General features: G+C 65.7%; 25 protein-coding genes. 5 read left to right on the top strand and 20 right to left on the bottom strand.

The window, feature by feature from the left end; all coding sequences use genetic code 11:
* Window positions 1-7 precede the first annotated feature (7 nt).
* The 4 genes from NE2_RS16590 to NE2_RS16575 are packed head-to-tail and all read right to left on the bottom strand — an operon-like array spanning window position 8 to window position 3,540.
* Complete coding sequence (locus NE2_RS16590; protein WP_063027144.1) at window positions 8-1,051, bottom strand: phosphotransferase family protein; 1,044 nt, start codon at window positions 1,049-1,051, stop codon at window positions 8-10.
* Window positions 1,052-1,058: 7 nt separating this feature from the next.
* Window positions 1,059-1,871, bottom strand: a complete 813-nt coding sequence (locus NE2_RS16585; RefSeq protein WP_063027142.1) for an enoyl-CoA hydratase/isomerase family protein — start codon at window positions 1,869-1,871, stop codon at window positions 1,059-1,061.
* A 32-nt stretch (window positions 1,872-1,903) separates the two neighbouring features.
* Entirely contained in the window at window positions 1,904-2,713 is an 810-nt protein-coding gene (locus NE2_RS16580; RefSeq protein ID WP_063027140.1) for an enoyl-CoA hydratase/isomerase family protein, read from the bottom strand.
* A gap of 44 nt (window positions 2,714-2,757) precedes the next feature.
* Window positions 2,758-3,540 (bottom strand): enoyl-CoA hydratase/isomerase family protein, encoded by a 783-nt coding sequence (locus tag NE2_RS16575; RefSeq protein ID WP_063027138.1) that lies wholly within the window; start codon window positions 3,538-3,540, stop codon window positions 2,758-2,760.
* A 257-nt stretch (window positions 3,541-3,797) separates the two neighbouring features.
* Here NE2_RS16575 and NE2_RS16570 point away from each other — a divergent pair, with 257 nt between their 5' ends.
* Window positions 3,798-4,514 carry a FadR/GntR family transcriptional regulator gene (locus NE2_RS16570; RefSeq protein ID WP_063027266.1) on the top strand — a complete coding sequence of 239 codons (717 nt, stop codon included), beginning with the start codon at window positions 3,798-3,800 and terminating at the stop codon, window positions 4,512-4,514.
* 25 nt (window positions 4,515-4,539) lie between these two features.
* Here the strand turns inward: NE2_RS16570 and NE2_RS16565 are convergent, their stop codons facing one another.
* The 10 genes from NE2_RS16565 to NE2_RS16520 all read right to left on the bottom strand — a co-directional run bounded on the left by NE2_RS16565 (window position 4,540) and on the right by NE2_RS16520 (window position 15,969).
* A complete protein-coding gene (locus NE2_RS16565; RefSeq protein ID WP_063027137.1) occupies window positions 4,540-5,607 on the bottom strand; it encodes an LLM class flavin-dependent oxidoreductase in 1,068 nt (355 codons plus the stop codon).
* A 20-nt stretch (window positions 5,608-5,627) separates the two neighbouring features.
* A complete protein-coding gene (gene menB / locus NE2_RS16560; RefSeq protein ID WP_233429802.1) occupies window positions 5,628-6,485 on the bottom strand; it encodes a 1,4-dihydroxy-2-naphthoyl-CoA synthase in 858 nt (285 codons plus the stop codon).
* An 8-nt stretch (window positions 6,486-6,493) separates the two neighbouring features.
* Window positions 6,494-7,252, bottom strand: a complete 759-nt coding sequence (locus NE2_RS16555; RefSeq protein ID WP_063027135.1) for an SDR family NAD(P)-dependent oxidoreductase — start codon at window positions 7,250-7,252, stop codon at window positions 6,494-6,496.
* Window positions 7,253-7,291: 39 nt separating this feature from the next.
* Window positions 7,292-8,521 (bottom strand): acetyl-CoA hydrolase/transferase family protein, encoded by a 1,230-nt coding sequence (locus tag NE2_RS16550; RefSeq protein WP_063027133.1) that lies wholly within the window; start codon window positions 8,519-8,521, stop codon window positions 7,292-7,294.
* Complete coding sequence (locus tag NE2_RS16545) at window positions 8,521-9,720, bottom strand: thiolase family protein (RefSeq protein ID WP_063027131.1); 1,200 nt, start codon at window positions 9,718-9,720, stop codon at window positions 8,521-8,523. Before NE2_RS16545 ends, NE2_RS16550 begins: the two co-directional genes overlap by 1 nt.
* A complete protein-coding gene (locus NE2_RS16540; protein ID WP_063027129.1) occupies window positions 9,720-10,514 on the bottom strand; it encodes an SDR family NAD(P)-dependent oxidoreductase in 795 nt (264 codons plus the stop codon). The genes NE2_RS16545 and NE2_RS16540 overlap by 1 nt, the downstream gene beginning before the upstream one ends.
* Entirely contained in the window at window positions 10,514-11,680 is a 1,167-nt protein-coding gene (locus tag NE2_RS16535) for an acyl-CoA dehydrogenase family protein (RefSeq protein ID WP_063027127.1), read from the bottom strand. The genes NE2_RS16540 and NE2_RS16535 overlap by 1 nt, the downstream gene beginning before the upstream one ends.
* 64 nt (window positions 11,681-11,744) lie before the next feature.
* Window positions 11,745-12,812, bottom strand: coding sequence for an acyl-CoA dehydrogenase family protein (locus NE2_RS16530; protein ID WP_063027125.1), 1,068 nt, complete (start codon window positions 12,810-12,812; stop codon window positions 11,745-11,747).
* A 9-nt stretch (window positions 12,813-12,821) separates the two neighbouring features.
* Complete coding sequence (locus NE2_RS16525; protein ID WP_063027123.1) at window positions 12,822-14,774, bottom strand: AMP-binding protein; 1,953 nt, start codon at window positions 14,772-14,774, stop codon at window positions 12,822-12,824.
* A 13-nt stretch (window positions 14,775-14,787) separates the two neighbouring features.
* The gene (locus NE2_RS16520) at window positions 14,788-15,969 is read right to left on the bottom strand and encodes an acyl-CoA dehydrogenase family protein (protein WP_063027262.1); all 1,182 of its coding nucleotides are present in this window, start codon (window positions 15,967-15,969) and stop codon (window positions 14,788-14,790) included.
* A gap of 67 nt (window positions 15,970-16,036) precedes the next feature.
* Here NE2_RS16520 and NE2_RS16515 point away from each other — a divergent pair, with 67 nt between their 5' ends.
* Window positions 16,037-16,498, top strand: coding sequence for an FAS1-like dehydratase domain-containing protein (locus tag NE2_RS16515; protein WP_063027121.1), 462 nt, complete (start codon window positions 16,037-16,039; stop codon window positions 16,496-16,498).
* Window positions 16,498-16,929, top strand: a complete 432-nt coding sequence (locus tag NE2_RS16510) for a MaoC/PaaZ C-terminal domain-containing protein (RefSeq protein ID WP_063027119.1) — start codon at window positions 16,498-16,500, stop codon at window positions 16,927-16,929. Before NE2_RS16515 ends, NE2_RS16510 begins: the two co-directional genes overlap by 1 nt.
* Window positions 16,930-17,044: 115 nt before the next feature.
* On the opposite strand, the gene NE2_RS16505 is transcribed toward NE2_RS16510, so the two are convergent.
* From NE2_RS16505 to NE2_RS16485, 5 genes are all read right to left on the bottom strand, one after another.
* The gene (locus NE2_RS16505; protein WP_063027260.1) at window positions 17,045-18,022 is read right to left on the bottom strand and encodes a quinone oxidoreductase family protein; all 978 of its coding nucleotides are present in this window, start codon (window positions 18,020-18,022) and stop codon (window positions 17,045-17,047) included.
* On the bottom strand, window positions 18,019-18,822 hold the full coding sequence (locus tag NE2_RS16500) for a PaaI family thioesterase (RefSeq protein ID WP_063027117.1): 804 nt from the start codon (window positions 18,820-18,822) through the stop codon (window positions 18,019-18,021). The genes NE2_RS16505 and NE2_RS16500 overlap by 4 nt, the downstream gene beginning before the upstream one ends.
* Entirely contained in the window at window positions 18,819-20,513 is a 1,695-nt protein-coding gene (locus NE2_RS16495) for an AMP-binding protein (protein ID WP_063027115.1), read from the bottom strand. Before NE2_RS16495 ends, NE2_RS16500 begins: the two co-directional genes overlap by 4 nt.
* Before the next feature lie 363 nt (window positions 20,514-20,876).
* A complete protein-coding gene (locus tag NE2_RS16490) occupies window positions 20,877-21,767 on the bottom strand; it encodes an HpcH/HpaI aldolase/citrate lyase family protein (protein WP_063027113.1) in 891 nt (296 codons plus the stop codon).
* A complete protein-coding gene (locus NE2_RS16485; RefSeq protein WP_063027111.1) occupies window positions 21,764-22,216 on the bottom strand; it encodes a MaoC family dehydratase in 453 nt (150 codons plus the stop codon). The genes NE2_RS16490 and NE2_RS16485 overlap by 4 nt, the downstream gene beginning before the upstream one ends.
* Window positions 22,217-22,452: 236 nt before the next feature.
* On the opposite strand from NE2_RS16485, the gene NE2_RS16480 reads away from it, so the two are divergent.
* Window positions 22,453-23,598 (top strand): helix-turn-helix transcriptional regulator, encoded by a 1,146-nt coding sequence (locus tag NE2_RS16480; RefSeq protein WP_233429801.1) that lies wholly within the window; start codon window positions 22,453-22,455, stop codon window positions 23,596-23,598.
* The gene (locus tag NE2_RS16475) at window positions 23,595-24,536 is read left to right on the top strand and encodes a helix-turn-helix transcriptional regulator (RefSeq protein ID WP_063027109.1); all 942 of its coding nucleotides are present in this window, start codon (window positions 23,595-23,597) and stop codon (window positions 24,534-24,536) included. Before NE2_RS16480 ends, NE2_RS16475 begins: the two co-directional genes overlap by 4 nt.
* Here NE2_RS16475 and NE2_RS16470 read toward each other — a convergent pair.
* Window positions 24,502-24,825 (bottom strand): 2Fe-2S iron-sulfur cluster-binding protein, encoded by a 324-nt coding sequence (locus tag NE2_RS16470; protein ID WP_063027107.1) that lies wholly within the window; start codon window positions 24,823-24,825, stop codon window positions 24,502-24,504. The genes NE2_RS16475 and NE2_RS16470 overlap by 35 nt on opposite strands.
* Window positions 24,826-24,897 lie beyond the last annotated feature (72 nt).

Here is a 24,897-nt window from a genome sequence, read left to right as displayed (position 1 = left end):
TGCGCGACTACAGTGCCCGGGCTCCGGCTTCCGCCAGGCCCGCCACGTGCCGCGCGTCATCGAGAAAGCTCCGCACCAGTGCGGGATCGGAGTAGTAGGGATCGCCGATGCCGTCCAGCACGCGTCGGCGGCTGTACTCGTACAGAACAGCGAGCTTCCACAGCGCCAGGGTCGTATACCAGGCAAGATTCCCCAGATCACGCCCGGTGCGCTCGCAATACCGCTGCGCGAGTTCCGCCTTGGATGGATATCCGGGTTCAAGCATCGCGGCACTCAGCTGCGCGGTGGGGTTCATCGCGCGGCCGGGTTCGGGCACCGTGGCCAAGAGATAGCCGACGTCGAGCAGTGGATCACCGATGGTGGCGAGTTCCCAATCCAGGACCGCGGCGATACGTCCCGGCCGAGTCGGTTCGAGGACCACATTCCCGATCCGGAAATCGCAGTGAATGAGCGTCGCACCCGATTCGGCAGGTGTATTCGCCTCCAGCCAGGCATCGACGTCCGCGAACTCCGGCGGGGGATTTCCCGCATCGTCGGCCACCAGTCGGCGCATCCGCCGAAGATGCCTGGCGTTGAAACCCTCCGGGCGTCCCAGCTGGCCGAGACCGACTGCCCGCCAATCCACGTTGTGAAGTTCGGCGAGCGTGTCGATCATGCTGTGGCCCACGGCGCGGCGTTCGTCGGGCGTGTCGAGCGGTGCGGGAGTGCGGGTCGTCACAACCGGCCCCTCGGCGAAACTCATCACATAGAAGGGAACGTCGAGCACCTCACCCTCCGGGGCTACGGCGAGGACGTCGGGTACCGGCACACCGGTCGCAGACAGCGCCCGCAGCAGCTTCGCTTCCCGGAGCATGTCGTTGGCGCCCGGCGGAATCGGCGGCGGCGGCGGGCGGCGCACGACCACTCGCGAGGCGCCGTCACCGACCAGGTAGGTCAGGTTGGAATGCCCGTCGCCGATTCGCTTCGTGGTGATCGGCCCCGCGAGTATCCCCCGGCTACCCAGGAACTCTCCCAGCGCATTTTGTGTTCGGGGCGTCCATTCCCACATCATCTCGGCCTCACCGCCCGGTGAACTCGGGGGCGCGCTTCTCCTTGAAGGCCGCCAGCGCTTCGGGCATGTCGTCGGTCCTGGTGAGTAGAGCCTGGCCGCGGTTCTCGAGTTCCAGAGCTGCCTGGTACGAACCGATTTCGGTATTGCGCTGGATCGCTCGCTTGGACATCCGCACACCGCCGGGGGAGTTCTGCGCGATCAGGCGGGCCATCGCGAGCGCTTCGTCGAGCAGTTTCTCCGACGGGACCACGTGATTGACCAGGCCGATACGCAACGCTTCATCCGCTCCGACGATCCGCGCGGTGTAGGCGATCTCGGCGGCGCGAGCCGGACCGACCAGGCGCGCGAGGTTGAACGACGAGCCCAGTTCACCGATCGAGAGCCCGACTTTCACGAACGCCGCGCTCATCTTCAGAGTCGGTGCTCCCAGGCGGATGTCGGCGGCGAGCGCCAGTGCCAGACCACCTCCGGTGGCAGGCCCGTGAATGGCCGCGATCACCGGAAACGGCAGGTGGCGCAGGGATTGAATTCCTCCGGTAGCCGTTTCCTGGAATTTCAAGAATTCCCGGACACCCATCTCGGTAATCACGTGGATTTCGTCCAGATCGAATCCGGCGCAGAACGCCCGCTCACCCGTACCGGTGACGATCAGCGCGCGCAGACCACTGTCGCGCAGTGCCCGCCCGGCCGCCAGGTACTCGTGGAACATGGTGACGGTCTGCGAATTCATCCGGTCGGGCCGGTTCATGCGCAGAATGCCGACTCCGGGTTCGGCTTCTTCGAAGGTCAGCGTTTGCAGCTCGGGAAAGTCGATGGTCATATCTCGGCCTCGCCTCGTATCGTTGCGCAGTGCTACTTGCCCTGAAAGACGGGCGCGCGCTTTTCCTTGAAGGCGTTCAACGCCTCGGACATGTCCGGACTGCGGGTCAGCAGGGCCTGCCCGCGGTTTTCGAGCTCGATGGCCGCCGCATAGGATCCGACCTCGAGGTTGGCTTGCAGAGCTCGCTTGGACAACTGCACTCCGCCGGGTGAATTCGCGGCGATCTGTTCGGCGAGGGACAGCGAGTCCGCCACCACATCGCCCGCGCCGACCGAGTTCACGATCCCCAGTTCCGCGGCTTCGGCAGCGTCGACAACCCTTCCCGTGAAACAGATTTCGCTCGTCTTCGCCGGTCCGATCAGGCGGGTGAGCAACCACGACGTTCCGAGGTCGCCGGCGGACAGGCCTATACGCACGAACGCGGCGTTGAATTTCGCCGCGGGGCCCGCCAGGCGGATGTCAGCCGCGAGCGCCAACGCCAGACCGCCGCCCGCGGCGGGGCCGTTCACCGCGGCGATGACCGGAACACGCAACGAGCGGATCGCGGTCAGAGCGCGCGCGGCGCGCTCCTGCTGGTCCAGCATCCCAAGCGCGCCCAGGTTCGGCAGATCGTCGGCATCGGCGAGGTCGTAGCCCGAGCAGAAGGCCTTGCCGGCGCCGGTCACGACGACCACGCGGCAGGAGTCCTCGGTTTCCAGACCCCAGGCCAGCCGCTCCAGTTCGACGAACATGGTGTTGGTCATCGCGTTGTAGCGGTCGGGACGGTTCAAGGTGACCACGACGATGCCCGGCTTCACCTCCTCCGCGAGCAGGGTTTCGAAATGTTCTTCCAGCGTTTGCATGCAGGCTCCTGTGGCAAGCAGATCGATAGCGGCGGGGTCTGGGCTCAACGGAAGTGCGGCTTGCGCTTCTCGACGAAAGCACTGATGCCCTCTGCAGCCTCCCCGTCCTCGAACAGCGCTTGGATCTGTTCGACCTCGTAGCGCGCCCCCTCTTCGAGCGGCAGGTCGAAAGCCGCGTCGACCGTGCGGACCACGGAGAGCTGGGCCGGCAAGGAGGGGCCGAGCAGTTCCCGCGCGAAGGCCTCGGCGGCCTCGGTGACGTCACCGTCGGTGAGCCGATCCACCAAGCCGATCCGGTATGCCTCCTCCGCGCTCACCTGACGAGCGGTGAGCATGATGTCCAACGCTCGCCCCCGCCCGACCAGCCTGGGCAGCCGCTGCGTACCTCCGGCACCCGGGATCAACCCGAGTTTCACCTCGGGCAGCCCGAATCGGCCCGCATGTCCCGTGACTCGCAGTGTGCATGCCATGGCGAGTTCGAGTCCCCCACCCAGCGCCACCCCGTCGATCGCGGCAATCGAGATCCACGGCGACGCGGTCAGTCGATCGTTAACCGCACGCATCGTGTCGCCGTAGGCCGTGAAGGACTCGGCGTCGATCGTCGACAGGTGTTTGATGTCGGCACCCGCGGCGAAGAATCCCGGCAGCGCCGATCGGACCACCATGATCTTGACGTCGCCCGCCTTCTCCGCAGCGTCCATCGCCAGGTGCATGCCGTCCAGCAGTGGCAGCCCCAGCGCATTGGCGGGCGGCCGCTGGAGCGTTACCTCCACGATTCCCGGCGCCACCGATTTCCAGGTGACCACATCCTGCGCCCGCTCTGCCACGCCGTCCCTCGCATTCAGCAACTCGTCGACACCGCTGCGGCCGACTTCCTTCTATTGGAAGCTATCCAGACCACGACCGTAAGTCAACCATTATTTTGGTATGACCAAAATACAGTTCTTCTCGCGCGTAGTCGAACTCGCATGACAGGACGCTTTGCTGATAGATTAGGTACGACCAAATACACAGAAAGCAGGTGACGATGCCCGAGTCGCCCTCGTCGAGCACGGTTGCGCGACACCCGGTTCAGCTGCAGCCGATGCAGGTACCCAAAGCGTCCGATGTCCTGGCGAACGACCTTCGCGAGCGCATCCTGCGCGGGGAATTCCCATCGGGCACCGCGTTGCCGCCCGAACGCGAATTGGTGACTCAGACGCAGATGAGCCGGACCACCGTTCGTGAGGCTCTCCGCATCCTCGAAGTCCAGGGGCTGGTCGTCATCAAGACCGGCCGGTCCGGCGGCGCCTTCGTCCAACAACCCGGGGGGGCCTCGGTGGCCTCATCGGTGAATCTGCTCATCCGCGGACAACAACTGAAACTGTCCGACCTGCTCGAAACCCGTGAGGCGATCGAACCGGCCTGCGCAGCGCTCGCGGCCAAGTACCGCACCGACGACGACATCGCCGCCCTGGACGCGACCAACAAGAAGCTGGGTGACCTCGACATCCCGCTCGAGGAGTTTTTGCAGGCGAACGTCGACTGGCACCTGGCGGTGGCAACCGCCAGTCACAACGAACTGCTGACCGGCTTCATGACCGCGCTGTCGACTGCCATCTACAGCTCGACCGAGAACACCGCGTTCGTCGACGAGGCGGTGCGCCAGACCACCTACCGGGCACACAAGACGATCACCGACGCCATCCGGGCGGGCGACTCCGCTGCGGCGACGCGACGCATGACCAAGCACGTCCACGGCTATGCCGAGGCCGTCGTCCAGGTCGAGGAACGGACCGAAATCGAGCTGCGCGAGGCCTGAGGCCGCAGCTCGGGCATCGCAACGCTCACACCGGCGCGGCACCGCTCGCCGGTACCGAATTCGCGAGGTGGGTCCGCAGGCCGGCGAGTATCCGGGAGTTGATCGCACGGGTCTCTTGATCACTCAGCCCCCACGGCGGCGCGATCAGGTCGAGATGGTCGAAGCCGGCGGGAATCCGCGCCAGGGCTGCCGGGAACTCCGACGGTCGGCAAGCGATCGCGATGGTGTCGATCATGTCGTCGGTGACGGCGCCGATCAGCGCCTCGGTGTCGCGTTCCCGGGCCGCTCGTCGGATCCTCTCCTGCTCCGCACTCCATCCGTGCAGGGCGAACAGCCGATCGTAGACCCGGGACGCGGCGTACTGGCCGATGGCGAAGGCGGCCTGGCGCCGCGCCAGTTCAACGTCGTCGTCGATCGCGCACATCCGGATACCCATGATGGTTACCTCGGCCGCGTCGCGGCCCGAAATCGCCGCGCCGGCGGCGATTTCGTCTGCGACCGGACCGCGAACATAGTCGGCGGTGAACATCGGATGGCCTACCAGCCCGTCGGCACGTTCGCCGGCGGTACGCAGCATCAGCTTGTTCACACCGGCGATCCAGATCGGAATCTCGGCCCGGATCGGTTCCGGCACGTCGGAAGTGGGCAAGATGTGGACGTGATAGAAGCGACCGTCGTGGTGAACCGGCCCCTCGTGCAGACGCCACAGCGCCTTCAGGACGGTGAGCAGTTCGGCCATTCTCGCGGCCGGCGCCTCGCCGGGTACGCCGTGCCAGGCCTCCATCATCTTCGGCGTACCGTTTCCGATGCCGAGAATGATTCGGCCACCGGACAATTCATCGAGGTCACGCGCTTCCGCCGCCCACATCAGCGGACTGCGGCCGACACCGTAGGCAATATTCGATCCGATCCGGATCGTACTGGTGCCCGCGGCCAGCGCCGCCATCGGCACTGTGGCCGAGCGGCTGTAGAGCTCGCTGGTCCACACTGCCGCGCATCCGATTTCCTCGGCTTCGCGCGCCAATTCGGTCATGGTCGCGAACCGCTGCGGCCCGCGGCCGACACCGAACGCGTTGACCCCAAATGTCGTCATCTCGGCGATCCTCCGATATGTCAGGCTCGACGCGGAAAACGGTCGAACTCGGGTCGCCGCTTGGCCTTGAATGCCTCGCGACCTTCCTTGGCCTCGTCGGTGGCGTAGAACAGCAGATTCGTATCGTGCGCGAGCTGCTGAATCCCGGCCAGACCGTCTTCGGCGGCGTGGAAACTCGCCTTCATCAGCCGAAGCGCCATCGGTGACAGCTCCAGCATTCGACGGCACCAGGCGAGTGTTTCCGTCTCGAGGTCGGCGAGCGGGACGACGGTGTTGACCAGTCCCATCTCGAGCGCCTCGGCGGCGTCGTACTGCCGGCAGAGGAACCAGATCTCCTTGGCCTTCCGCACACCGACCATATCGGCCAGCAGGCCGGCGCCGAAGCCGCCGTCGAACGAGCCGACCTTGGGACCCACTTGTCCCAGGCATGCGTTGTCGGCGGCGATGGTGAGGTCACAGACGATCTGCAGCACATGTCCGCCGCCGACGGCGTATCCCGCCACCATCGCCACGACCGGCTTGGGCAACCGGCGGATCTGCACCTGCAGGTCGGTGACGTGAAAGCGGCCGACCGCGGCCGGGTTGCCCGGATCGGAAAGGTAGCCGGTGTCGCCACGGACGCGCTGGTCGCCTCCGGAGCAGAACGCCTTGTCACCCTCGCCGGTCAAGACGATGACGCCGATCGACGGATCCTCCCGGGCATGGGTGAGCGCATCGGAGATCTCCACGAGTGTCTGCGGGCGGAAGGCGTTGTGGACCTCCGGTCTGCAGATGGTGATCTTGGCGATGCCGTCAGCCGTGCGGGAGTAGTCGACGTCCTCGTAGCGCCGGACCGTCGACCACTCCCCCGTGCCGTCACCCACGGTCTCATCACCCACAGCGGCGCTCACGCCATGGTCAGGCCGCCACTGACCGAGAGGGTCTGGCCGGTGATGTAGCCGGTCTCGTCAGAGGCGAAAAACGCTACCGCAGCCGCGATATCGGACGGCAGCGCCAGCCGCTTCATCGGCACCGCGCGCGTCATGCCGCCCAGCACCTTGTCGGCGTCCTGGCCCGAGTTGTTCGCGAACTTGCGCAGCGCGGGGGTGTCGGTCGGGCCGGGGCACACGGTGTTGACGGTGACGCCCTTGGTGGCAACCTCGCGGGCGAGGGTCTTGGTGAAGGCGATGATGCCACCCTTGGCACCCGAGTACACGGCCTCCAGCGAGGAGCCGACTCGACCCGCGTCGGAGCCGATGTTGATCACGCGCCCGAAGCCGCGCTCGATCATGCCCGGCACCACGGTGTGGTTGACGCGCAGGGCGCCCTTGAAGTTGATGTCGAGGATCTTGTCCCAGAACGCTTCGTCGGTGTCGAGGAACTTCATGAAGTCGTCCCAGCCGGCGTTGTTGACCGCGATCTCGACCGGCCCGAGGCTCTCGGTGACCTGCTGGACCGCTGCCCGAACCGAGACGGTGTCGGTCACATCGATCGGCACCGCGATCGCCTGACCACCGGCGGCGACGATCTCCTTCGCGGTCTGCTGTGCCACGTCGTGATTCAGGTCGGCGACTGCGACCCGAAACCCGGCCGCACCGAGTTTGCGCGAGATGCCCTCGCCGATTCCCTGGGCGCCGCCGGTGACGAGCGCTACGCGATTACTCATGAGTGGTGATTCCTTTCGATGACAAGTGGTTCGGTGGGTTCAGGACGCGAGGCGGGCAGCGCTCGCGAGTTCGTCTCGAAACTCCGGCGCCGCGATATCGATCAGACGGCGGCGGCGCTCGGCCAGTGGTTGCCCGCGCAGATGCGCGACACCGTGTTCGGTGACCACGCAGTCCACATCGGCGCGCGCGGTGGTGACAACACCTTCGTCGAGAGCGAATTTGATCGAGGAACGTCCGCGCATCTTCGACCGGAGCGCGATGATGGAGCGCTTCCCGGTCAGTGCGGCGGCCCGGGCGAAGTCCACCTGGCCGCCGACCGCGCCGAGATAGGTGCCCCGGCTCATCTCCGCGCCAACCTGGCCGGTGAGATCCACCTCGATCGCGAAGTTGACCGCGACCAGCGAGCTCAACGTCGAAAGCACTTGCGGCGCATGGGTATAGCTGGTGGGGCGGAACAGCACCGGAAGTTCACCGATCCGGGCGTACATATCCGCCGATCCCAATGCCGTTCCGGCGACCGAGAATCCGACGTCGATCTGTTTGCGGCTACCGGTGATCACGCCCTTGTCGATGAGCGCGAGCACCCCGTCGGTGATCATGCCGGTGTGCACGCCGAGATCGCGATGTCCGGCCAGCGCGTCGAAGACGGCCGCTCCCATGGAACCGATGCCGACCTGCAGCGTGTCGCCGTCGTCGATCAATTCGGCGATACGAGCCGCGATCACCCGGTCGAGGTCCCCAGCGGGACGGCGGTCCTCCTGTTGCAGCGGCCGATCGGTCTCGAGGGTTGCCGCGAAGCGACTCAGCGGAATTCGTGGTGAGCCGGGGACCGCGGGCATCTGCTTGTTGACTTCGGCGAACAGCAGCGGGGTGTGACCGATGGCGTCGGCCATGTAGTCGACACCGATTCCCAGTGAGCACATGCCGTCCCGGTCCGGCGGCGACACCTGGAGCAGTCCGGCTTCGCAGGGCAGGCGATGCTCGGCGAACATCCGAGGCAGCGCCGAGTAGTGACAGGGGACGACCTCGAGCCGGTCGGTCGCTCCGAGCTCGCGGAGCGCGCCGAGTCCGCCGTAGGAGACCATCGTGTCGGTGGGCGACATCGATTGCGCTAGCTGGTCGTTCCAGCTCAGCCCGGTGAACAGGCGCAGCGGGCCGAGTTCGGACGCCTGCGCGAGCAGTTGATCGACCAATGGGCGCGGCTCCGCGGCGGCCTGGCTCCACCAAACCCCCATTCCCGGCCGCAGCAGCTCGCCGAAGTCGAGCATCAGTCCACCCGCTCGATGAGGGTCCCGGTGCCCAGTCCGCCGCCGCAGCACATGGTCACCAGGCCGAGGTGGCTGTCGCGCCGTTCCATCTCGGCGAGGATCGTCGCGATCAGCCGCGAGCCGGTTGCGCCGACGGCGTGGCCGAGTGCGATCGCACCGCCGTTGACGTTGACTCGGTCCATATCGGGCTTCAACTCCCGCTGCCAGGCGAGGACGACCGACGAGAACGCCTCGTTGACCTCGAATAGATCGATGTCGGCGACGCCGAGACCGTTGCGCTCCAGCAGCTTGTGAGTGGCGGGGATCGGGCCGGTGAGCATGATGATCGGGTCGACGCCGACGGTAGTCTGATCTGCGATCCGCGCCCTGATGCGCAACCCGTACCGCTGCGCCGCTTCCCGCGTGCACAGCAGCGCCGCGGCCGCGCTGTCGCAGATCGGGCTCGAGGTGCCGGCGGTGATCCGCCCGTTCTCGGGACGGAAGACCGTCGCCAGCTTGGCCAGTGTCTCGAGCGAGGTGCCCGGCCGGACCGTCTGGTCTCCGGTGCGGATCTCGCCGTCGAGGTCCATCTTCACCATCTCGGCGTCGAAACGGCCGGCGGCGATGGCCTCGGTCGCGAACGCATGCGAGCGCACCGCGAATTCGTCCATCTCCGTCCGGGAGATATCCCAGCGTTCCGCGATCAGTTCCGCGCTCTCGCCCTGAGTGACGAAGTCGTAGCGTTCCCGCAGCGCTGCAGGCCACGGATCACCGTACAGTTCGCTGATCTTGGCGGGAGAATTCATCGGCACATGGCCCATGTGCTCGACGCCACCGGCGATGACGATATCGTGCACGCCCGAAGACACCAGTGCGGCAGCGAAATTCACCGCGGTTTGCGCCGATCCGCAGCGGCGATCCAGCGTGGTCGCGGGGACCTCCGCCGGGTATCCGGCCTGCAGCCAGGCATTGCGTCCGATGTTTCGCGATTGCTCACCGAACGGTGCGGTGCACCCAATGATCAGGTCCTCCACCACGGCGGGGTCGATTCCGCTGCGGGCGACCAGATCCTGGTAGCACGACGCCAGCATCGCATTGGGGTGGATGTCGCGGAACCATCCCTTCTCGGGATGGGATCTGCCGATCGGGGTGCGCACCGCCTCGGCGATGACGACCTCGCGGCCCGAGGTCGCGAACGGGCCCGATACGCGTGCGCCCATCAGATCACCGTCCCGCCGTCGACGGGCAGGACCTGGCCGGTGATGTATCCCGCGGCCCCGGAGGCCAGGAAGACGAAGGTGGGGGCTATCTCGTCGGGATATGCCCAGCGTCCCAATGGTATTCGCGCGAGAGTCTTCGCGGCGAGTTTCTCGTTGCTGCGAATGTTCTCGGTCATCGCGGTGGCGGCCAGCGGTGCTACCGCGTTCACCGTGACCGATTGCTTGGCCAGCTCACGCGCGAGCGACTTGGTCAAGCCGATGATCGCGGCCTTGGCGGCACCGTAATTGGCTTGGCCGATGGTGCCGGTCAGTCCGGCCGCGGAGGTCACGTTGATGATGCGACCGCTTCCGTCGTCGGGCAGGTAGTCGAGAGCGGCATGACTGCAGTGATAACTGCCCATGAGATGGGTGTCGAGAACCTTGCGGAACTTGGCCTCGTCCATCTTCGGGAACATCGCGGGAGCGATCACACCCGCGTTGTTCACCAGGATATTGAGCTTGCCGTCACCGAGCCGGGCGGCGGCGGCAACCGCGTCGCGGGCGTTGTCGCCGTCGCACACATCGAGGGTGAACGGTTCGGCGACGCCGCCGGCTGCGGTAATTCGCCGGCTGACGGCCGCGGCCGCGTCCTTGTCGATGTCGGTTACCAGCACGGCCGCGCCGGCTGCGGCGAAAGCCTCCGCTACCGCCGCGCCGACGCCACCACCGGCGCCGGTGACCAACGCGGTGCGGCCGTCGAGGCGGAAGGCTTCGACGCCGGAGGGACTCTTGGCTGTCGATGTCTGATCGGTCATCAGTAGCTCCTCGGGAGGCCGAGTACGTGGGAACCGAGAAAGTTCAGGACCATTTCCTGACTGATCGGCGCGATGCGGGTCAGGCGCGCTTCCCGGAAGTAGCGCGACACGTTGTACTCCTCGGAGTAGCCCATGCCGCCGTGGGTTTGCAGCGCGCGGTCGGCGGCCTCGAAGCCAGCGTCAGCGCACAGATATTTGGCCGTATTCGCCTCGCGCCCACAGGGTTTGCCGTTGTCGTAGAGCCAGGTGGCCTTGCGCAGCATCAGCTCGGCGGCATCGAGGCGGGCCAGCGAATCAGCGAGGGGGAATTGAATGCCCTGGTTCTTGCCGATCTGGCGACCGAAGACCTCGCGGTCGTTGCCGTACCGGACACCGGCACGCAGCGCGGCGCGGCCGATTCCGAGCGCTTCGGCGGCCACCAGCATCCGTTCGGGGTTGAGGCCGTCGAGGATGTAGGTGAAGCCCTTGCCCTCCTCGCCGACCCGATCCTCGGCGGGGATCTCGAGGTTGTCGATGAACAGCTCGTTGGAGGTCACCGCGTTGCGGCCCATCTTCTTGATGGGCCGGATGTCGACCTTGTCGCGGTCCAGATCGGTGAGGAACAGCGTCATACCGTCGGTTTTGCGCGGGGAATCCTCGAACTTCTGCGTGCGGGTCAGCAGCAGGATCTTCTCCGACTCGACCGCCTTGGAAATCCAGACCTTACGCCCGTTGACGATGTAACTGTCGCCCTCGCGCCGGGCGAAGGTGGTGATCTTGGTGGTATCCAGTCCGGCACCCGGCTCGGTGACACCGAAGCAGACGTGCAAGTCACCGTTGACGATGCGCGGCAGCGTCCGCTGCTTGAGTTCCTCGCTGCCGTGCACGATCACCGGATGCATGCCGAAGATCGACAGGTGCATCGAGCTGGCGCCGTTCATCCCGGCGCCGGATGCGGCCACCTGCTCGAGCAGGATCGAAGCCTCGGTGATGCCGTAGCCGTGCCCGCCGTACTCCTCGGGGGTGGTGATGCCCAGCCAGCCACCTTCGGCGAAGGCGTTGTAGAACTCCGTCGGGAATTCGTGCTTCTCGTCCTTCTCCTGCCAGTACTGATCGCCGAATTTGGCGGCCAGCTCCGCGACCGCGTCACGAATCGTGAGCTGGTCCTCTGTCAGTTGGAAATCCACGCCCGTACTCCATCCATCTACTAAGTCAACTATAACAATGGACTGACCAAAAGATGCAACCGCGTCAGCGTGCGGTCACCGACTCGTCGAGCAACGCGGCCGCGATCCGCTCGTTCCAGACCGAAGGCGGGCCGTAGAGAGTGCGGTCGAGTTTGGCGCGCTTGTAGAACAGGTGCAGATCGTGTTCCCACGTGTAGCCGATCGCACCGTGGACAGTGAGCGCGGACTCCGCGAGCTCGGATACGGTGTCGCTCACCTGCGCTTTGGCGACCGCGGCGATCGTCGCGGCCTGGTCGAGTTCGGCGTCGACGGCGGCCGCGGCGTACAGCGCGATCGAATACGAGGCCTCGACCGTCACCAGCATCTGCGCCGCGGCGTGCTTGACCGCCTGGAAAGACCCGATGGACCGCCCGAACTGCTGGCGCTGCTTGCTGTATTCGACAGCGAGCTCGAGCATGCGCTCGGCACTCCCGAGCGCATCGGCGGCTACCAGTACGGCTGCCCGGATCGCGGTCCGAGACAGCGCCGATTCCTCCGCCGCGACGAACTCCAGGATCGGAGCGTTCGCGAACTCGACGGCCCCGGCCGAGCGCGAGCGGTCGAGCAGATCGTCGCGTCCCACAACAACGTCCAATGCCGACACCCTCGCCAGGCTGGGGCCGGCGGGGCCGGTCACCGGCACGACGAAGATATCCGCGTCGCCGGCGCCGAGAACGTGCGGAACAGTTCCCGTCAGCCGACTGTCGTAGGCAACCAGCGGCGCCCATGCGGGGTGCCTGTCAGCGCGAATGGCGGCGACGAATCGCCGGCGGCCGGCGAGCTGCTCCTCCATTTCCCGCTCGGTCAACAGAGGTGCGACCAGCGCGGCCGCCAGCCACCGCGAATCGGGGGCGGCGGACCGCCCGAATTCCCGTGCGGCCAGCGCCAATTCGAGTACACCGCCACCTTCGCCGGACTGCTCCTCCGGATAGCCGACACCCCACCATCCGTCTTTGATCAGCTCATCGGTGAACCGGCCCGTTTCACCGTCCGACTGCAACTTCCGGACGGTGTCGGTCGGGAATTTCGCGGCGATCCACTCACGCAGGGATGCAGTGAACATCTCCTGCTCTTCGGACAGTTCCCAATGCATCGCTTCTCCTCAGCTCGTACTCGGGCCATGCACGACATCGCGGATGGCGGCCACGGCCTCGGGGTTCTCCGCGCCCGACAGATCCCCCGGATCGGCATCGATGGCCGCCGCGCGCACCGCGCGCCGCAGAATCTTGGCGGACCGCGTTTTCGGCAGGGCGTCGACGACCCACACCTTCGCCGGGGCGAACGGCTTTCCGACACCGGCCGCTACCAGCCGGCGCAACTCTTCGGAGACGCCTTCGATCTCGGCTCCCGGTCGCGGGACCCAGAAGGCCCAGACGCTTTCGCCCTTCTTCGGATCCGGAATCCCGACGGCGGCGGCCTCTGCGACCGCCGGATGTGTGGTCAGTACGGATTCGACCTCGGCGGGTGCCAGGCGTTTGCCCGCGACGTTCATGACATCGTCGGACCGGCCCAGGATGTACCACTGCCCGTTTTCGTCGACGCGGGCGTAGTCACCGTGGCACCAGATTCCGGGGAAGGTGGACCAGTAGGACTCGAGGTAGCGCTCCCGGTCTCGCCAGACCCCTCGGGTCATGGCCGGCCAGGGCTGGCGGCAGACGAGTTCACCGATACTGCCGCGCAATGGCTTTCCGGCGTCGTCGACCACGTCGACATCCATGCCGAGCGACGGTCCGCCCAGTGAGCAGCTCGGAATCGGCTCCACGGGGTAGGGCGCAAGGAACGAGCCGCCGACCTCGGTACCGCCGGAGAAGTTGATCACTGGAACGCGGCCACCGAAGACCTGCTCCGCGAGCCAGTCGTAGGAATCGGGATCCCACGGCTCACCGGTCGATCCGAGCACACGCACCGAACTCAGGTCCCGCGCAGCGATATCGGCCAGCGGTGTCGACTTAAGCGCGCGAATGAGTGTCGGGGAGACGCCGAGCATGGTGATCTCGTGCCGCTGCACCAGATCCCACAGTCGACAGGTATCGGGAACATCGGGAGAACCCTCGTAGAGCAACAGAGTGGCGCCGTTGGCGTGGGTACCGAACGCCGACAGCGGACCCATGACCCAGCCCATATCGGTGATCCAGCAGAAGGTGTCCCCCTCGTTGATATCGAAGGAGTACGCGACCTCCGTCGCGACCTTGACCGTGAATCCGGCGTGGGTGTGGACCGCTCCCTTGGGTTTTCCGGTTGTGCCGGAGGTATAACCAAGCATCAATGTCTGCATGGCCGGGAAGGGGTGGAAAGTGTAGGGTTCGACGGCCTCGTCGACCAGGGATCCCCACGCCGTCACGGTGACATCTAGGCCGGCGAAATCGACCGGCTCACCGATATTTTCGACAGCGACAACCGCGCGGACCGAGGGTGTCAGGGCCAGCGCCTTGGCCAGCTCGTCCGCCATGCCGACCGCGCGCCCGCGCCGAATCGTCCCGTCGGCGACGACGACGGCCTTGACCTGCGCGTCGTTGAGCCGGGACGCAATGGCGGGAGCGGCGAAGCCGGAGAACAACGGTACGAGAACCGCCCCGATGCCGACCGCGGCGTAGCAGGCGATCACCGCCTCGGGGATCATCGGCAGGTAGATGGCCACCGCGTCGCCCTCACCCACTCCGAGTTCGGCCAGTCCTGCGGCGGCCCGCCCGACCTGCTCGGCGAGTTCGCCGTAGGTGAGGGTGTGGACCGAGCCGTCCTCCGCCTCGTGCACGATCGCCGCACGATCGGCAGCCGTTTCCAGCCAGCGGGTGAGGCAGGCGTCGACCGCGTTGAACGTGGCGCCGACGAACCACTCCGGGAACTCGACGCCCGCCGAGAGGTCGAGCACGGATTCGTACGGTGTCGCGAACGGGATGCCCAGATCGGTGACGGCCGCATCCCAGTACCAGGACACATCCGCGGTCGACCGCCGGCGAAGTTCATCGATCGAGTCGATGCCGTGCGTCCGCGCCAACCGCATGACGTTCGCGTTGTCGACGTATTCGGGAGTCGGATTCCACACGTAGGTGCTCATCACGCCGCCTTTCTCAGGTGCGGGGCATTCCGAGCACGCGCTCGGCAGCGATGTTGCGTTGGATGAAGGTCGATCCGCCCGCGATGGCGGTTCCGCGTGCCTGGTAGGCGAGCCGCAGCCAGCGCTGCTGATCGGCATCGGCCGCGTTCTCGGCGAGTCCGAACTGCCCACCGAACTCGGTCAATTCGAGGCCGAAATCGGCGATGTCCTCGACCAGCGGACAGAAGTACAGCTTGCCGATCGAGGTGACCGGGCCGGGTGGCTGCCCTGATGCCGCACCGGTGATCACTCGTTGCCCGATCAGATAGTGGGTCAGGGCGCGGCCGTAGAGATCGGCGATGCGCTGCCGGATCTCGGACTTGCGGCTGAGCGGGTTGCCCTCGTCGTCGGTCTTGCGCTCGACCTGCTCGATGAGATCGGCGACCGCCCTGGTGGTGTTCACCCGCCCCGTCGCGATGCCGACGCGTTCGAACGCCAGTGTCCCCATCGCGACCTTCCAGCCGTCGTCGACCTCGCCCACCACCGCGTCGTCGGGCACGAAGACGTCGTCGAGGAACACTTCGTTGAATTCCGCCTCACCCAGCATGTGCGCGAGCGGGCGCACGGTCACTCCCGCCGACGACATCGGCAGCAGGAAGTAGGTGATGCCTTTGTGGCGGTCTCCGCCGCCGGTGCGCGCCAAGAGGATCGCGTTGTCGGCGATCTGCGCGCGGGAGGTCCAGATCTTCTGTCCCTGGATTTTCCAGCCGCCCTCGACCTTGGTCGCTTTGGTCCGCAGCGACGCCAGATCCGACCCGGATTCCGGTTCGGAGAACAGCTGGCACCAGATCTCTGTGCCCTCCAGAATCGGCTGCAGATAGCGCTGCTTCTGCGCGGCGTTGCCGAAGGCGACGATCGTGGGTCCCGCGAAGTCCTCGCCGATGATGTTCAGCCGCTCCGGCGCACCCGCGCGATCCATCTCCTCGTTGAAGATCGCCTTGGTCTTCGCGTCGGCGCCGGCACCACCGAATTCCGCGGGCCACGACAGACCGGCGAAGCCGGCCTCGAACAGTTTCCGCTGCCACACCGACCAGAAACCGCGTTTGTCCTCGAGCCGTGCCGGTTCAGGCCACGGCAACGTCGGCAGGGTCTCGCTCAGCCAGTCACGAATGCGCGCACGGAATCGCGCTTCCTCCGGCGAATCGCTCAGATCCATCTGCACCTCCACGTGTTTACGGACCAACGTTACAATAGGTCAGACCATAAAATCCAGGGAGGTACCCATGACGAGCCCCTCGGCTCGGCAGTTATCGGTCGGCGCGGTCCTCGACGTCGTATCGTTCGAGGTGGAAGCGGGTAAGGTGCGAGAGTTCGCCACCGCCACACACGCAGCCGACGCGGTACATACCGACGGACAGGCCGCCGCGGATGCGGGATTCGCGAGCATTCCCGCGACTCCGACCCATGTGGTTGTCGCCGGCCATCATCGAAACCAGCAGCAGTTCGTGCATGCGCTCGGACTGGCCATCGAGCGAGTGGTGGTCGGCTCGGTGGAGTGGCGCTACTCCCGGCCGCCGGTCGTGGGCGACCGCCTCACCGGCACGCGACGGGTCGCCGGCGATACCACCAAGGCAGGCAAACGCGGCGGCGTGATGCGCCTGGTCACGCTTGAAACCCACTGGGTCGACGATGCCGGCGACACCGTCGTCACGCAGCGCGAAGTACTGATCGAGAGAGGCTCATGATGGCCCGCACCCCTGTCACACTGACAGCCGGACAAGAGCTCGAGCCGCGGCGGATCGGACCGATCACTCAGACCGATATCGTCCGGTTCGCCGGTGCGGGTGGAGATTTCAATCCGCTGCACCATGACGCCGATTACGCCGTACGCGCCGGACTGCCCGGTGTCATCGCGATGGGTCAGATGCAGGCCGGCATGCTCGCGGCCTGGGTCGCCGACCTGGTGCACGTCGAACATCTGGTCTCGTACTCCGTCCGTTTCGCCTCGCCACTGCGCATCGGGGAGATGCTCGAACTCGGCGGGCAGGTCGAATCGGTGGATCTCGAACCGGTGGATCCGGCAACGGCTGTCGCGACGTTGTCCGTGCATGCGAAATCTGGCGATCGAGTGGTGATCAGCGGCGCCGCACAGGTGCGAATTTCCTTGCTGCACTGAGGTTTCGGGTGAACCGAGGAATGCCGAAGGAAGCGGGTGATGACAGAACGACCGCGGCTGCGTCGTCAGGCCGTCTCTGTCGCCACCCGCTCGAGCGAGCGATAGGTGCGCCGCTCTAAGGGGCAAGAACGATCTTGCCGAATTCGCCGCCCGCCTCGAGCCGGCGATGCGCCTCGGCGGCATCGCCGAGCGGGTAGACACCCGCGATGGTCGGCGCAGCGACGGAGCCCGTGGACACAAGATGGAGCAACCCGCGAAAATCACTCGGCCCGCCCATCGTGGTGCCGAGCAAGCTGTACTGGCCGAAGAAGAAGCCCCGAACGTCCATGGTGGCCTGTTCGGCGACATTGGCGCCCAGCACGACAATGCGTCCGCCGGGTCGCAAAGCCTGAACGGAACGGTCCCACAACCCCACCGGATCCAGGATCACGTCGAATCCGTTGCCGTCCGGGGAGAGTGCTTTCACGTGCGCCGGCCAGTCGTCCTGCTCGTGCAGCACTCCTCCGCAGGCGCCGCTGTCGCGTGCCCGCGCCAGCTTCTCCTCGGACGATGCGGTGACGAAGGTCCGGGCTCCGAGAGCGGTCGCCAACGACAACGCCATGGTCGATACACCGCCGCCCGCGCCGATGATGAGCAGCGATTCGCCCGCCCCGAGTCCGGCACGGGTGACGAGCGCACGATAGGAGGTGACACCGACCAGTGGTAGCGCCGCCGCTTCTTCCCACGAATACGCGGCGGGCTTAGGCGCCAGGCATTCTTCGGGGACGGCCAAGCGCTGCGCATAGGTTCCCGGGGTTCGGTCACCCAGGATCTCGAAACTCGGCGATGGCGCGTCGATGCGATCGCCCCAGAACAGCGACGGCAGAATCACCACTTCTTCGCCGGTGTCGGCGCGTACGCCCGCACCGTCTGCCCCGGGCGTGTGCGGTAGCCGCGACCCGTATCGGCCACGACGCACCAGCACGTCATGCCAGTTCAACGCACTCGCGCGCAATTCGACTGTCACCCAGCCGGTCCGGGTCACCGGCTCGTCGATCTCGCGATACCGCAGTACATCCGGCCCACCGAATTCCGACATGACGATCGCTTTCACGACCGCACCCGCTGTACGGTCACGGTCGCGACGGCGCATGCCTTGTCCACCGAGTTCGAGGCCGTTACCCGCACCACAGCGAGCGACCTGCCCGTGTGAACGACGTCGGCGCAGAAGGTCGTCACATCGTCGGCGTTGCCCGGCCGGACGAAGACGATATCGATACTCGTGCTGCGGTAGTCCCCCGCCGCGCCGAGCGCCGACATGGCGGCCAGTTCCGATGCGCAGATGAGGATTCCGCCGTGCACATTGCCCATACCGTTGGCGGCCAGAGGGCTCGGCGGCACCTCGACGACACCGCGCCCGGCAGCGCGGATGCCCAGGGCTTCGCGGATCGTGGTGGTATTCGCCGGGACGCTGAAGGGCACCGCGGGGGCGGTAGGTGGTTCGTCCATCGGCACGAGATGCGATCGTTGGGTGATCAAGGCGAGGGCGGTACCGGCCGCATCGGTTACCAGGCCGCGAGTGGTGCCACCCTGATCGTCTCGGGCGATCAACTCGCCGGTGACGGCCAACCGTGATCCGTCGACCGGCGGATCGGCAAGCAGGTCGAGGCGGATGCCGAGACTGACCGGCCATCGGCCCCGCGGTGAGCCCGCCGCCACGATGTAGCCGGTGACATCGTCGAGTGGGACTGCCAGCGCGGCCCGGCAGAAGCCGGCCACCGGATCCCGCAACCACGGACCCGTTTCGACACTCAATTCCGCCCGTTCCGGTGACAGCCCGATGGTAGCGACCCGCAGCAGGGCTTCGGCCCCGCTGATCACGAACTCCGGGATGGGCGCGGGTGCCGCGCTCAACGGGCGCCTGCGGCGGTGGGTTGGTTGAGTTCCGCGGCGATCCGCATGCGCAGCAGGTGTTTCTGGATCTTTCCGGTCGCGGTCATCGGCAGTTCATCGATCGCGATGACGCGTTCGGGAGTCTTCTGGACGGCGACACCGCGGTCGGTGAGGTATGTGCGCAGTTCGTCCACCGTCGGCGCGTTATGTCCTTCTTTTGCCACCACGTAGCAGCACACCTTCTCTCCGAGTTTCGGATCGGGCATCCCCACGACGGCGAGTGCGACCAGATCCGGATGATCGGCCAGCTTGTCCTCGACCTCGCGAACACTGATGTTCATACCACCCCGGATGACGATGTCCTTGGTGCGGCCGGTGACCCGCACGTATCCGGTGTCGTCCATCACGCCGAGATCACCCGAACGCGAGAACCCTTCCGGGGTGAACAGTTCGGCGGTTTCCTCGGGTCGATTCAGATACTCGATCATGTGCGACGGCCCACGGTAGGCGATGTCACCCTCGGCACCTCGGGGCAACTCCGTGCCCTCGGGCCCGACGATCTTCACCTCGGCTCCCGGCAGCGCGGCGCCATCTGAGGTGATGGCGCGCAGCGGATCTCCGTTGATGCGGCATGTGGTCGTCGACAGATTCTCGCTACGCCCGTACAACGACAGCACGGTGGTCGTGGGCAATTGATCCTTGGCGTGCTCCACGACCGCTGCCGGAATCGGCGCACCGGCACAGACCCACACCCGCAGCGAGGACAAGTCGGCCTCGGGATGCTCCTCGGCCGCCGCGACCAGGGTCTGCAGGAAAGTCGTCGCCGTGACGGCGGCGGTGCAGCCGAACCGCTGAATCTCTTCCAGCCCGCGCACCGGATTCCATTCCGCCATCAGGTGTGTCGACGCACCGGCGATCAATGGAATCAGCACGCTGGTCACCAGACCGGTGGTGTGAGTGATCGGCGACGGACCGAACTGGACGTCGGCCGCAGTGTGCCCGAGAGCCACGGTCAACGCGCGGGCTCCCGAGGCATAGGTGTTGAACGTGTGTACACACCCCTTCGGGCGCGACGTCGTTCCGGACGTGTAGACGATGACGTACGGATCATCGGGATGGGCCCGGATATCGAGCTCGGCCGCGATCCGCCCCGAGTCGACATCGTCGATGATGAGGTCCTCGAATACCTCGATCCGCCGCTCGGCCAGTGATTCCCTCGCATCCTCTGGAGCGCGCACCGCAACGATCGCCTCGAGAGTGTCGCTGTCCCGGCGGATCCGCTCGAACATCGACAGGTAGTCGAAGCCCTTGAATTCGAACGGCGCGATCGCCATCCGGATCGAAGCGTCCGAAACCACATGAGACACTTCGTCTTTCCGATAGATCGGCATGATCGGCACCATTACCACACCGATCCGCGCCAGAGCCGCCGCGACCACCACGAAAGCGGCCCAGTTGGGCAGCTGCACAGCAACCCGGTCACCGGCGCGGAGCCCGCGCCGGTGCAGGCCCAGGGCAAGTCGTTCGGCCGTGTCGTAGAGCTCTGCGAACGTCAGAGCGTAGGTGCCATCGGTCACGAACACCTTGTGCGGCTCCGCCTCTGCTTGCGAACGCAGCAGTTCGGTGAAGTTGACGTCGGCCCACTGCCCGGTTGCATAGAACTCCTCGATCTGCGCCCGGGTGTATCTGCCGAGATTTCGCTCGCTGCTCATAGTGCCCATCCTCTATCAGTGCGTCACACGCTACGTCCAAAGATTAGAATGGTTAGACCGAAACTTGCAACCCTTTCGATGCTTCCCCCGCTCCCGAAACAGCTGCCTGCACCGCCCCGGAAACAGTCGAGGAACAGGCACTCGGACGAGGAACAAGACCGGTGTCGTCGGCGGCAGAGTAAGAAGATCTCTCGAATAGAGACCGGGTGGCGTGTTTCCAAGTAGGTGATGCCGGTCTCAATGCACGCAGGAGCACCCTCGTTGCCGAGCCGGCCGGCACGACGGTGTCGCGCGATCACCCACGACCGCCGAGAACAACCGCCGGAATGCCCCCGCTCCGGGCCGATGAAGCACGCTCGCGCGTCATTCGGCTCGAGCGCGACCCGAGAGGGCGAGGACACGCTCGGCCTGCTTCAGGTGCGGCAGATCGAGCATTTTCCCGTCGAGGGCGACCGTTCCCACGCCGGCGGAAAACGCCGCCACGACCCGCTGCGCAAATTCCACCTCCTCGGGCGAGGGCGTGAACGCGGCGTTGATCGTGTCGACCTGGGCAGGATGAATGGCGATCCGCCCGCTGAATCCCTCGGCGCGGGCACGACGAGAGGATTCCGCCAAGCCGTCGTCGTCGCGGATATCCACGTACAAAGTCTCGACCGCCTCGACGCCCGCGGCCCGGGCACTCATCAGCATCAGCGACCGGACCATTCGGTAGGTGGTGGCCCAGGTGCCGTCGGGCCCAAGATTGGTCGAAGCACCGAGGGCCGCGCTCAGATCTTCGGCACCCCAGGTCATTCCGTACAAGCGAGCAATCCCGGCGGTGGCGAAGTCACCCAGGCGGAACGGCGCGATGGGCGTTTCCGTCGCCACCGGGAGCACTCGAATCCCTCCCAGGGCCAGACCGCGTGCCGTCTCCAGAGCTTCGAGATAGTGGTGCACGCGCATGACATCGTCCGGGCCGTCGATCTTCGGAATCATGATGCCGGCCGGTCGCGAACCGACCACCGCCACGAGATCCGAGACGGCTTCTCCGGACGCGATCGGATTGATACGCACCCACAGTTGCGGACCTCGCCCGGTGTCGGGATTCGCACCGATGAATTCCGACACCAATTGTCTAGCAAGAGGTTTCCGCCCAACGCTGACGGCATCTTCGAGATCCAGGATCACCGCGTCCGCCGATGATCCGACGATCTTGGCGATCTTCTTCTCACTGTCGCCGGGCACGAACAGAAACGAGCGGATCGGGGCGGTCACTGCGGCCTCCTGCGTTGCAGGCCGGACCGCTTGCACGAGGCCACCAGTTCGTCGTGCTGATTGAACGCCTGATGCAGGAAGACCACGATTCCCTGGTCCGGCCGCGACTTGGAATCGCGTAACTCCAGAACTTCGGACACAACGTGGATGGTGTCGCCATGGAACAGCGGCTTGGGAAAGCGGACCTCGTCCCAGCCGAGGTTCGCCACCGCCGTTCCCAACGTCGTGTCACCGACAGAGATGCCCACCATCAGGCCCAGCGTGAAGGCACTGTTCACGATGCGCTGCCCGAACTGCGTGCCCTTCATGTACTCCTCGTCGAGATGCAGGAGCGCCGGATTGTGCGTCATCGCGGTGAAGAGGACGTTGTCGGTCTCGGTGACCGTACGGCGGATCGGATGTTCGAATCTCTGTCCGACCGACAACTCGTCGAACCACACACCAGCCACGTCGTTTACCTCCAGAGTCGGCCTTACAATGGTTCTACGGTACGACCAATTTAACGGACGGGTCAATGTATGCGACGTTGGTACGGAATCGAGCGCCGGGCGGGTCTGCGAACGCGCAGCGGACCGGCCGGTTTTGGACATACCATATAACTGATATGGTGTGTGTTGAGTCACACGACGTCGTCGCCGACGATCCACCGCCGCGCGTCGGTGACTGTTTGCGCGAGGAGTGGACAGTGGTTGTGCAATCAGCAACGATGCCGATTCGCCCCGCCGACGATGCCAACGTCGCAGAACGAGCGTTCGCGCGGTTACTGCAGGTGATCGGCCCCGAGCCGGAACTACTCCGACTCCAGGAGTTCAACCCGAGCCTCTCCTTGGTACGCGACTACGCCAGCAACGCGTTGCGCACCGGACTTCCCTCGCAGGAGATCACGCTGGAGGTCGCAACGATTTTGACCACCGTCGACCAGGCGATCCGGGCGGATATCGCGCGTCGCATGCGCGTGCACAGCAAACAGTTCGGCGGCTTGGCGCGGGTTGTGCGCGAAATCGACAAGGCACCCGAAGCCGCTTTGTCCCATGTGCTGACCCGCGAGCTGTGCACCGCGCTCGGCTATGGGAAAGCCATGTATTCGGTGGTCTCCGGATCGTGCTGGGCGCCGGTGACGGTCGCGGTGAACCCCGAGCTCGGTGCCGGCTTCGCACCCCTGGTCGCCGCGGTCGACGGCAGGACGATCCCCTTGCGCGAAGCGCCGCGGGAGGCCGAGCTCGTTCGACGACGCCGTTCATATGCGGTCGGACCTTCCGAGGTCAACCGCCACACCTATCGCCCGCTGTTGGATCTCAGCCGGCCCGCCGGGTATCTCGCGGTGCCCATCGTCGTGGCGGAACGCGCGGTCGCGATCGTTCACGTCGACCGCCACGACAATGATCTGAACGACGCCGACTTCCACCTCATCACCAGTCTGGCGCAGGCATGCGCGCTGTCGATGGAATCATCGCGGTTGCGGACAGCGATTGCCGAGAAGAACCGGCACACCGCCGCCGAGCTGGACAAACTCAACCGCGCATTGCGCGAACTGGAAAGCACCGTCGTCACCTTGGACGGCCTGGGAGATTCCCCGGGCGAGACGTATCACCGCGAATACCCTTCGCGCACAGAGGAATATCTCAGTTCGCTGACAGGACGCGAACGGGAGGTCTTGGCGCTGATCGCCACCGGCGCCACCAACGCGGCGATATCACGGCGGTTGTGCATTTCCGATGGCACCGTGAAATCACACGTGCAGCGGATCTTCAAGAAGATCGGCGTCGCCACCAGAGCCGAAGCCGCCGCGCAGTATGCCGGCCACCGGATGCAGCCGAGTCTTTCGGCATGAGTTCGCCGCCGGACGATCAGTGTAATCACCCGACGGCCGAGGATCTGATCGCCGCAATACGCACCGCATCCGGCTCCCGGGCGGCCGAGCTCGGTCGTCGGCTCGCCGAGCTCCTCGAACACGAACAACAGCTACGAGACAGGGAAATCGACGCGCATCGACGCGCCGCCGGCCGACTGCACCGTGCGGTCACCGGCCTCGTGACGGCCACCTCCAGTGCCGAACTACTGCGCCGCACCTGTGCGGCGCTAGCCGAAATCTGCACCGCGAGGCTCGTTCTCGCCTCCAGTATCGAATCCGATCGAGCACGACCCGTCGCCAGCTACGAATCCGGCGGCGCGAACGCAATTCCGGCGAGCTATCGCTTGCAGCCGGAATCCGCTGAATCGCATGCGGTCGTTTCAGGAAACAGTTCGTTCGGCTATCAGCCCGCGTCCGAGTTGAGGGCTTTGTTCCCCGAGGGCTGTACGGTCATATCAGTTTCGGTGGATGGAATTCCGGTGGTTCTCGTGCATATCGGTGGGAAACTCACAGCCGGACAGCATGATTCAGCTGCTCTGCTGCTGGAGGTACTCGGAAGCTGCCTGCGTCGACTGGGCTTGTCCGCCCGCCGGGCGAGACAACTCGAGTTGTTGCGATCGAGTGGAATCGCCCGCGAACACCAGAACGACATCCCCGCCGCACGGAGCGAAGCGGAACCTCCTCCACCAACCCCTTCATGGATGGAACCCCTGACCGAGCGCGAGAGCGAGGTGCTGCGCCTGGTACTCCAGGGCGCATCCAATACCGCCGTCGCCACCGAACTAGTCATCACTATCGATACAGTGAAATCTCACGTCAAGCGGATTCTGCGAAAGCTGGGGGCGACGAACCGAAGCGAGTTGATCGCCCGCCACGCCGCTCTCACAGACCGTTCGACTCCGCCACCGTCACGGTGATCGTCTCCATATCCGCGCGCAGCACCAACTGACAGGACAACCGGGAGCACGGCCTCGCCCCGTCGAGGAATTCGAGCAGATCCTGTTCCTCCGCCGACGCCTCGTCGAACGCCTCGGCGGATTCGCCTTCGACGTATACGTGGCAGGTAGCGCACGAGCAACTACCACCGCACTCGGCGACGATTCCCGGCAAGTTGTTGCGCACGGAGCCGTCCATCACGGTCTGCCCTGCCGGGACATCGACCGAACTGGCCGAGCCGTCGGGCAATCGATAGACAACGGTGGGCATGAGGTCCTCCTCCGACAGATGAAGCGCTGAAATACAGCGAATCCAGTCTGCGAATCACCTAGATCACCCGAC

This window comes from Nocardia elegans NBRC 108235 (assembly GCF_001612845.1).
Lineage (GTDB): Bacteria > Actinomycetota > Actinomycetes > Mycobacteriales > Mycobacteriaceae > Nocardia > Nocardia nova.
The sequence above is the reverse complement of the archived record's forward strand: the minus strand, read 5'-3'. Positions and strand labels throughout refer to the sequence as shown.

Excerpts from the sequence above, each read along its gene's own strand:
- NE2_RS16510 (WP_063027119.1), top strand. The coding sequence starts at position 16,498 with ATGGCCCGCACCCCTGTCACACTGACAGCCGGACAAGAGCTCGAGCCG.
- NE2_RS16520 (WP_063027262.1), bottom strand. The coding sequence starts at position 15,969 with ATGGATCTGAGCGATTCGCCGGAGGAAGCGCGATTCCGTGCGCGCATT.
- NE2_RS16550 (WP_063027133.1), bottom strand. The coding sequence starts at position 8,521 with ATGCTCGACTTCGGCGAGCTGCTGCGGCCGGGAATGGGGGTTTGGTGG.
- NE2_RS16590 (WP_063027144.1), bottom strand. The coding sequence starts at position 1,051 with ATGATGTGGGAATGGACGCCCCGAACACAAAATGCGCTGGGAGAGTTC.
- NE2_RS16580 (WP_063027140.1), bottom strand. The coding sequence starts at position 2,713 with ATGCAAACGCTGGAAGAACATTTCGAAACCCTGCTCGCGGAGGAGGTG.
- NE2_RS16525 (WP_063027123.1), bottom strand. The coding sequence starts at position 14,774 with ATGAGCACCTACGTGTGGAATCCGACTCCCGAATACGTCGACAACGCG.
- NE2_RS16555 (WP_063027135.1), bottom strand. The coding sequence starts at position 7,252 with ATGAGTAATCGCGTAGCGCTCGTCACCGGCGGCGCCCAGGGAATCGGC.
- NE2_RS16540 (WP_063027129.1), bottom strand. The coding sequence starts at position 10,514 with ATGACCGATCAGACATCGACAGCCAAGAGTCCCTCCGGCGTCGAAGCC.
- NE2_RS16470 (WP_063027107.1), bottom strand. The coding sequence starts at position 24,825 with ATGCCCACCGTTGTCTATCGATTGCCCGACGGCTCGGCCAGTTCGGTC.
- NE2_RS16545 (WP_063027131.1), bottom strand. The coding sequence starts at position 9,720 with ATGGGCGCACGCGTATCGGGCCCGTTCGCGACCTCGGGCCGCGAGGTC.
- NE2_RS16585 (WP_063027142.1), bottom strand. The coding sequence starts at position 1,871 with ATGACCATCGACTTTCCCGAGCTGCAAACGCTGACCTTCGAAGAAGCC.
- NE2_RS16475 (WP_063027109.1), top strand. The coding sequence starts at position 23,595 with ATGAGTTCGCCGCCGGACGATCAGTGTAATCACCCGACGGCCGAGGAT.
- NE2_RS16570 (WP_063027266.1), top strand. The coding sequence starts at position 3,798 with ATGCAGGTACCCAAAGCGTCCGATGTCCTGGCGAACGACCTTCGCGAG.
- NE2_RS16565 (WP_063027137.1), bottom strand. The coding sequence starts at position 5,607 with ATGACGACATTTGGGGTCAACGCGTTCGGTGTCGGCCGCGGGCCGCAG.
- NE2_RS16530 (WP_063027125.1), bottom strand. The coding sequence starts at position 12,812 with ATGCATTGGGAACTGTCCGAAGAGCAGGAGATGTTCACTGCATCCCTG.
- NE2_RS16515 (WP_063027121.1), top strand. The coding sequence starts at position 16,037 with ATGACGAGCCCCTCGGCTCGGCAGTTATCGGTCGGCGCGGTCCTCGAC.
- NE2_RS16495 (WP_063027115.1), bottom strand. The coding sequence starts at position 20,513 with ATGAGCAGCGAGCGAAATCTCGGCAGATACACCCGGGCGCAGATCGAG.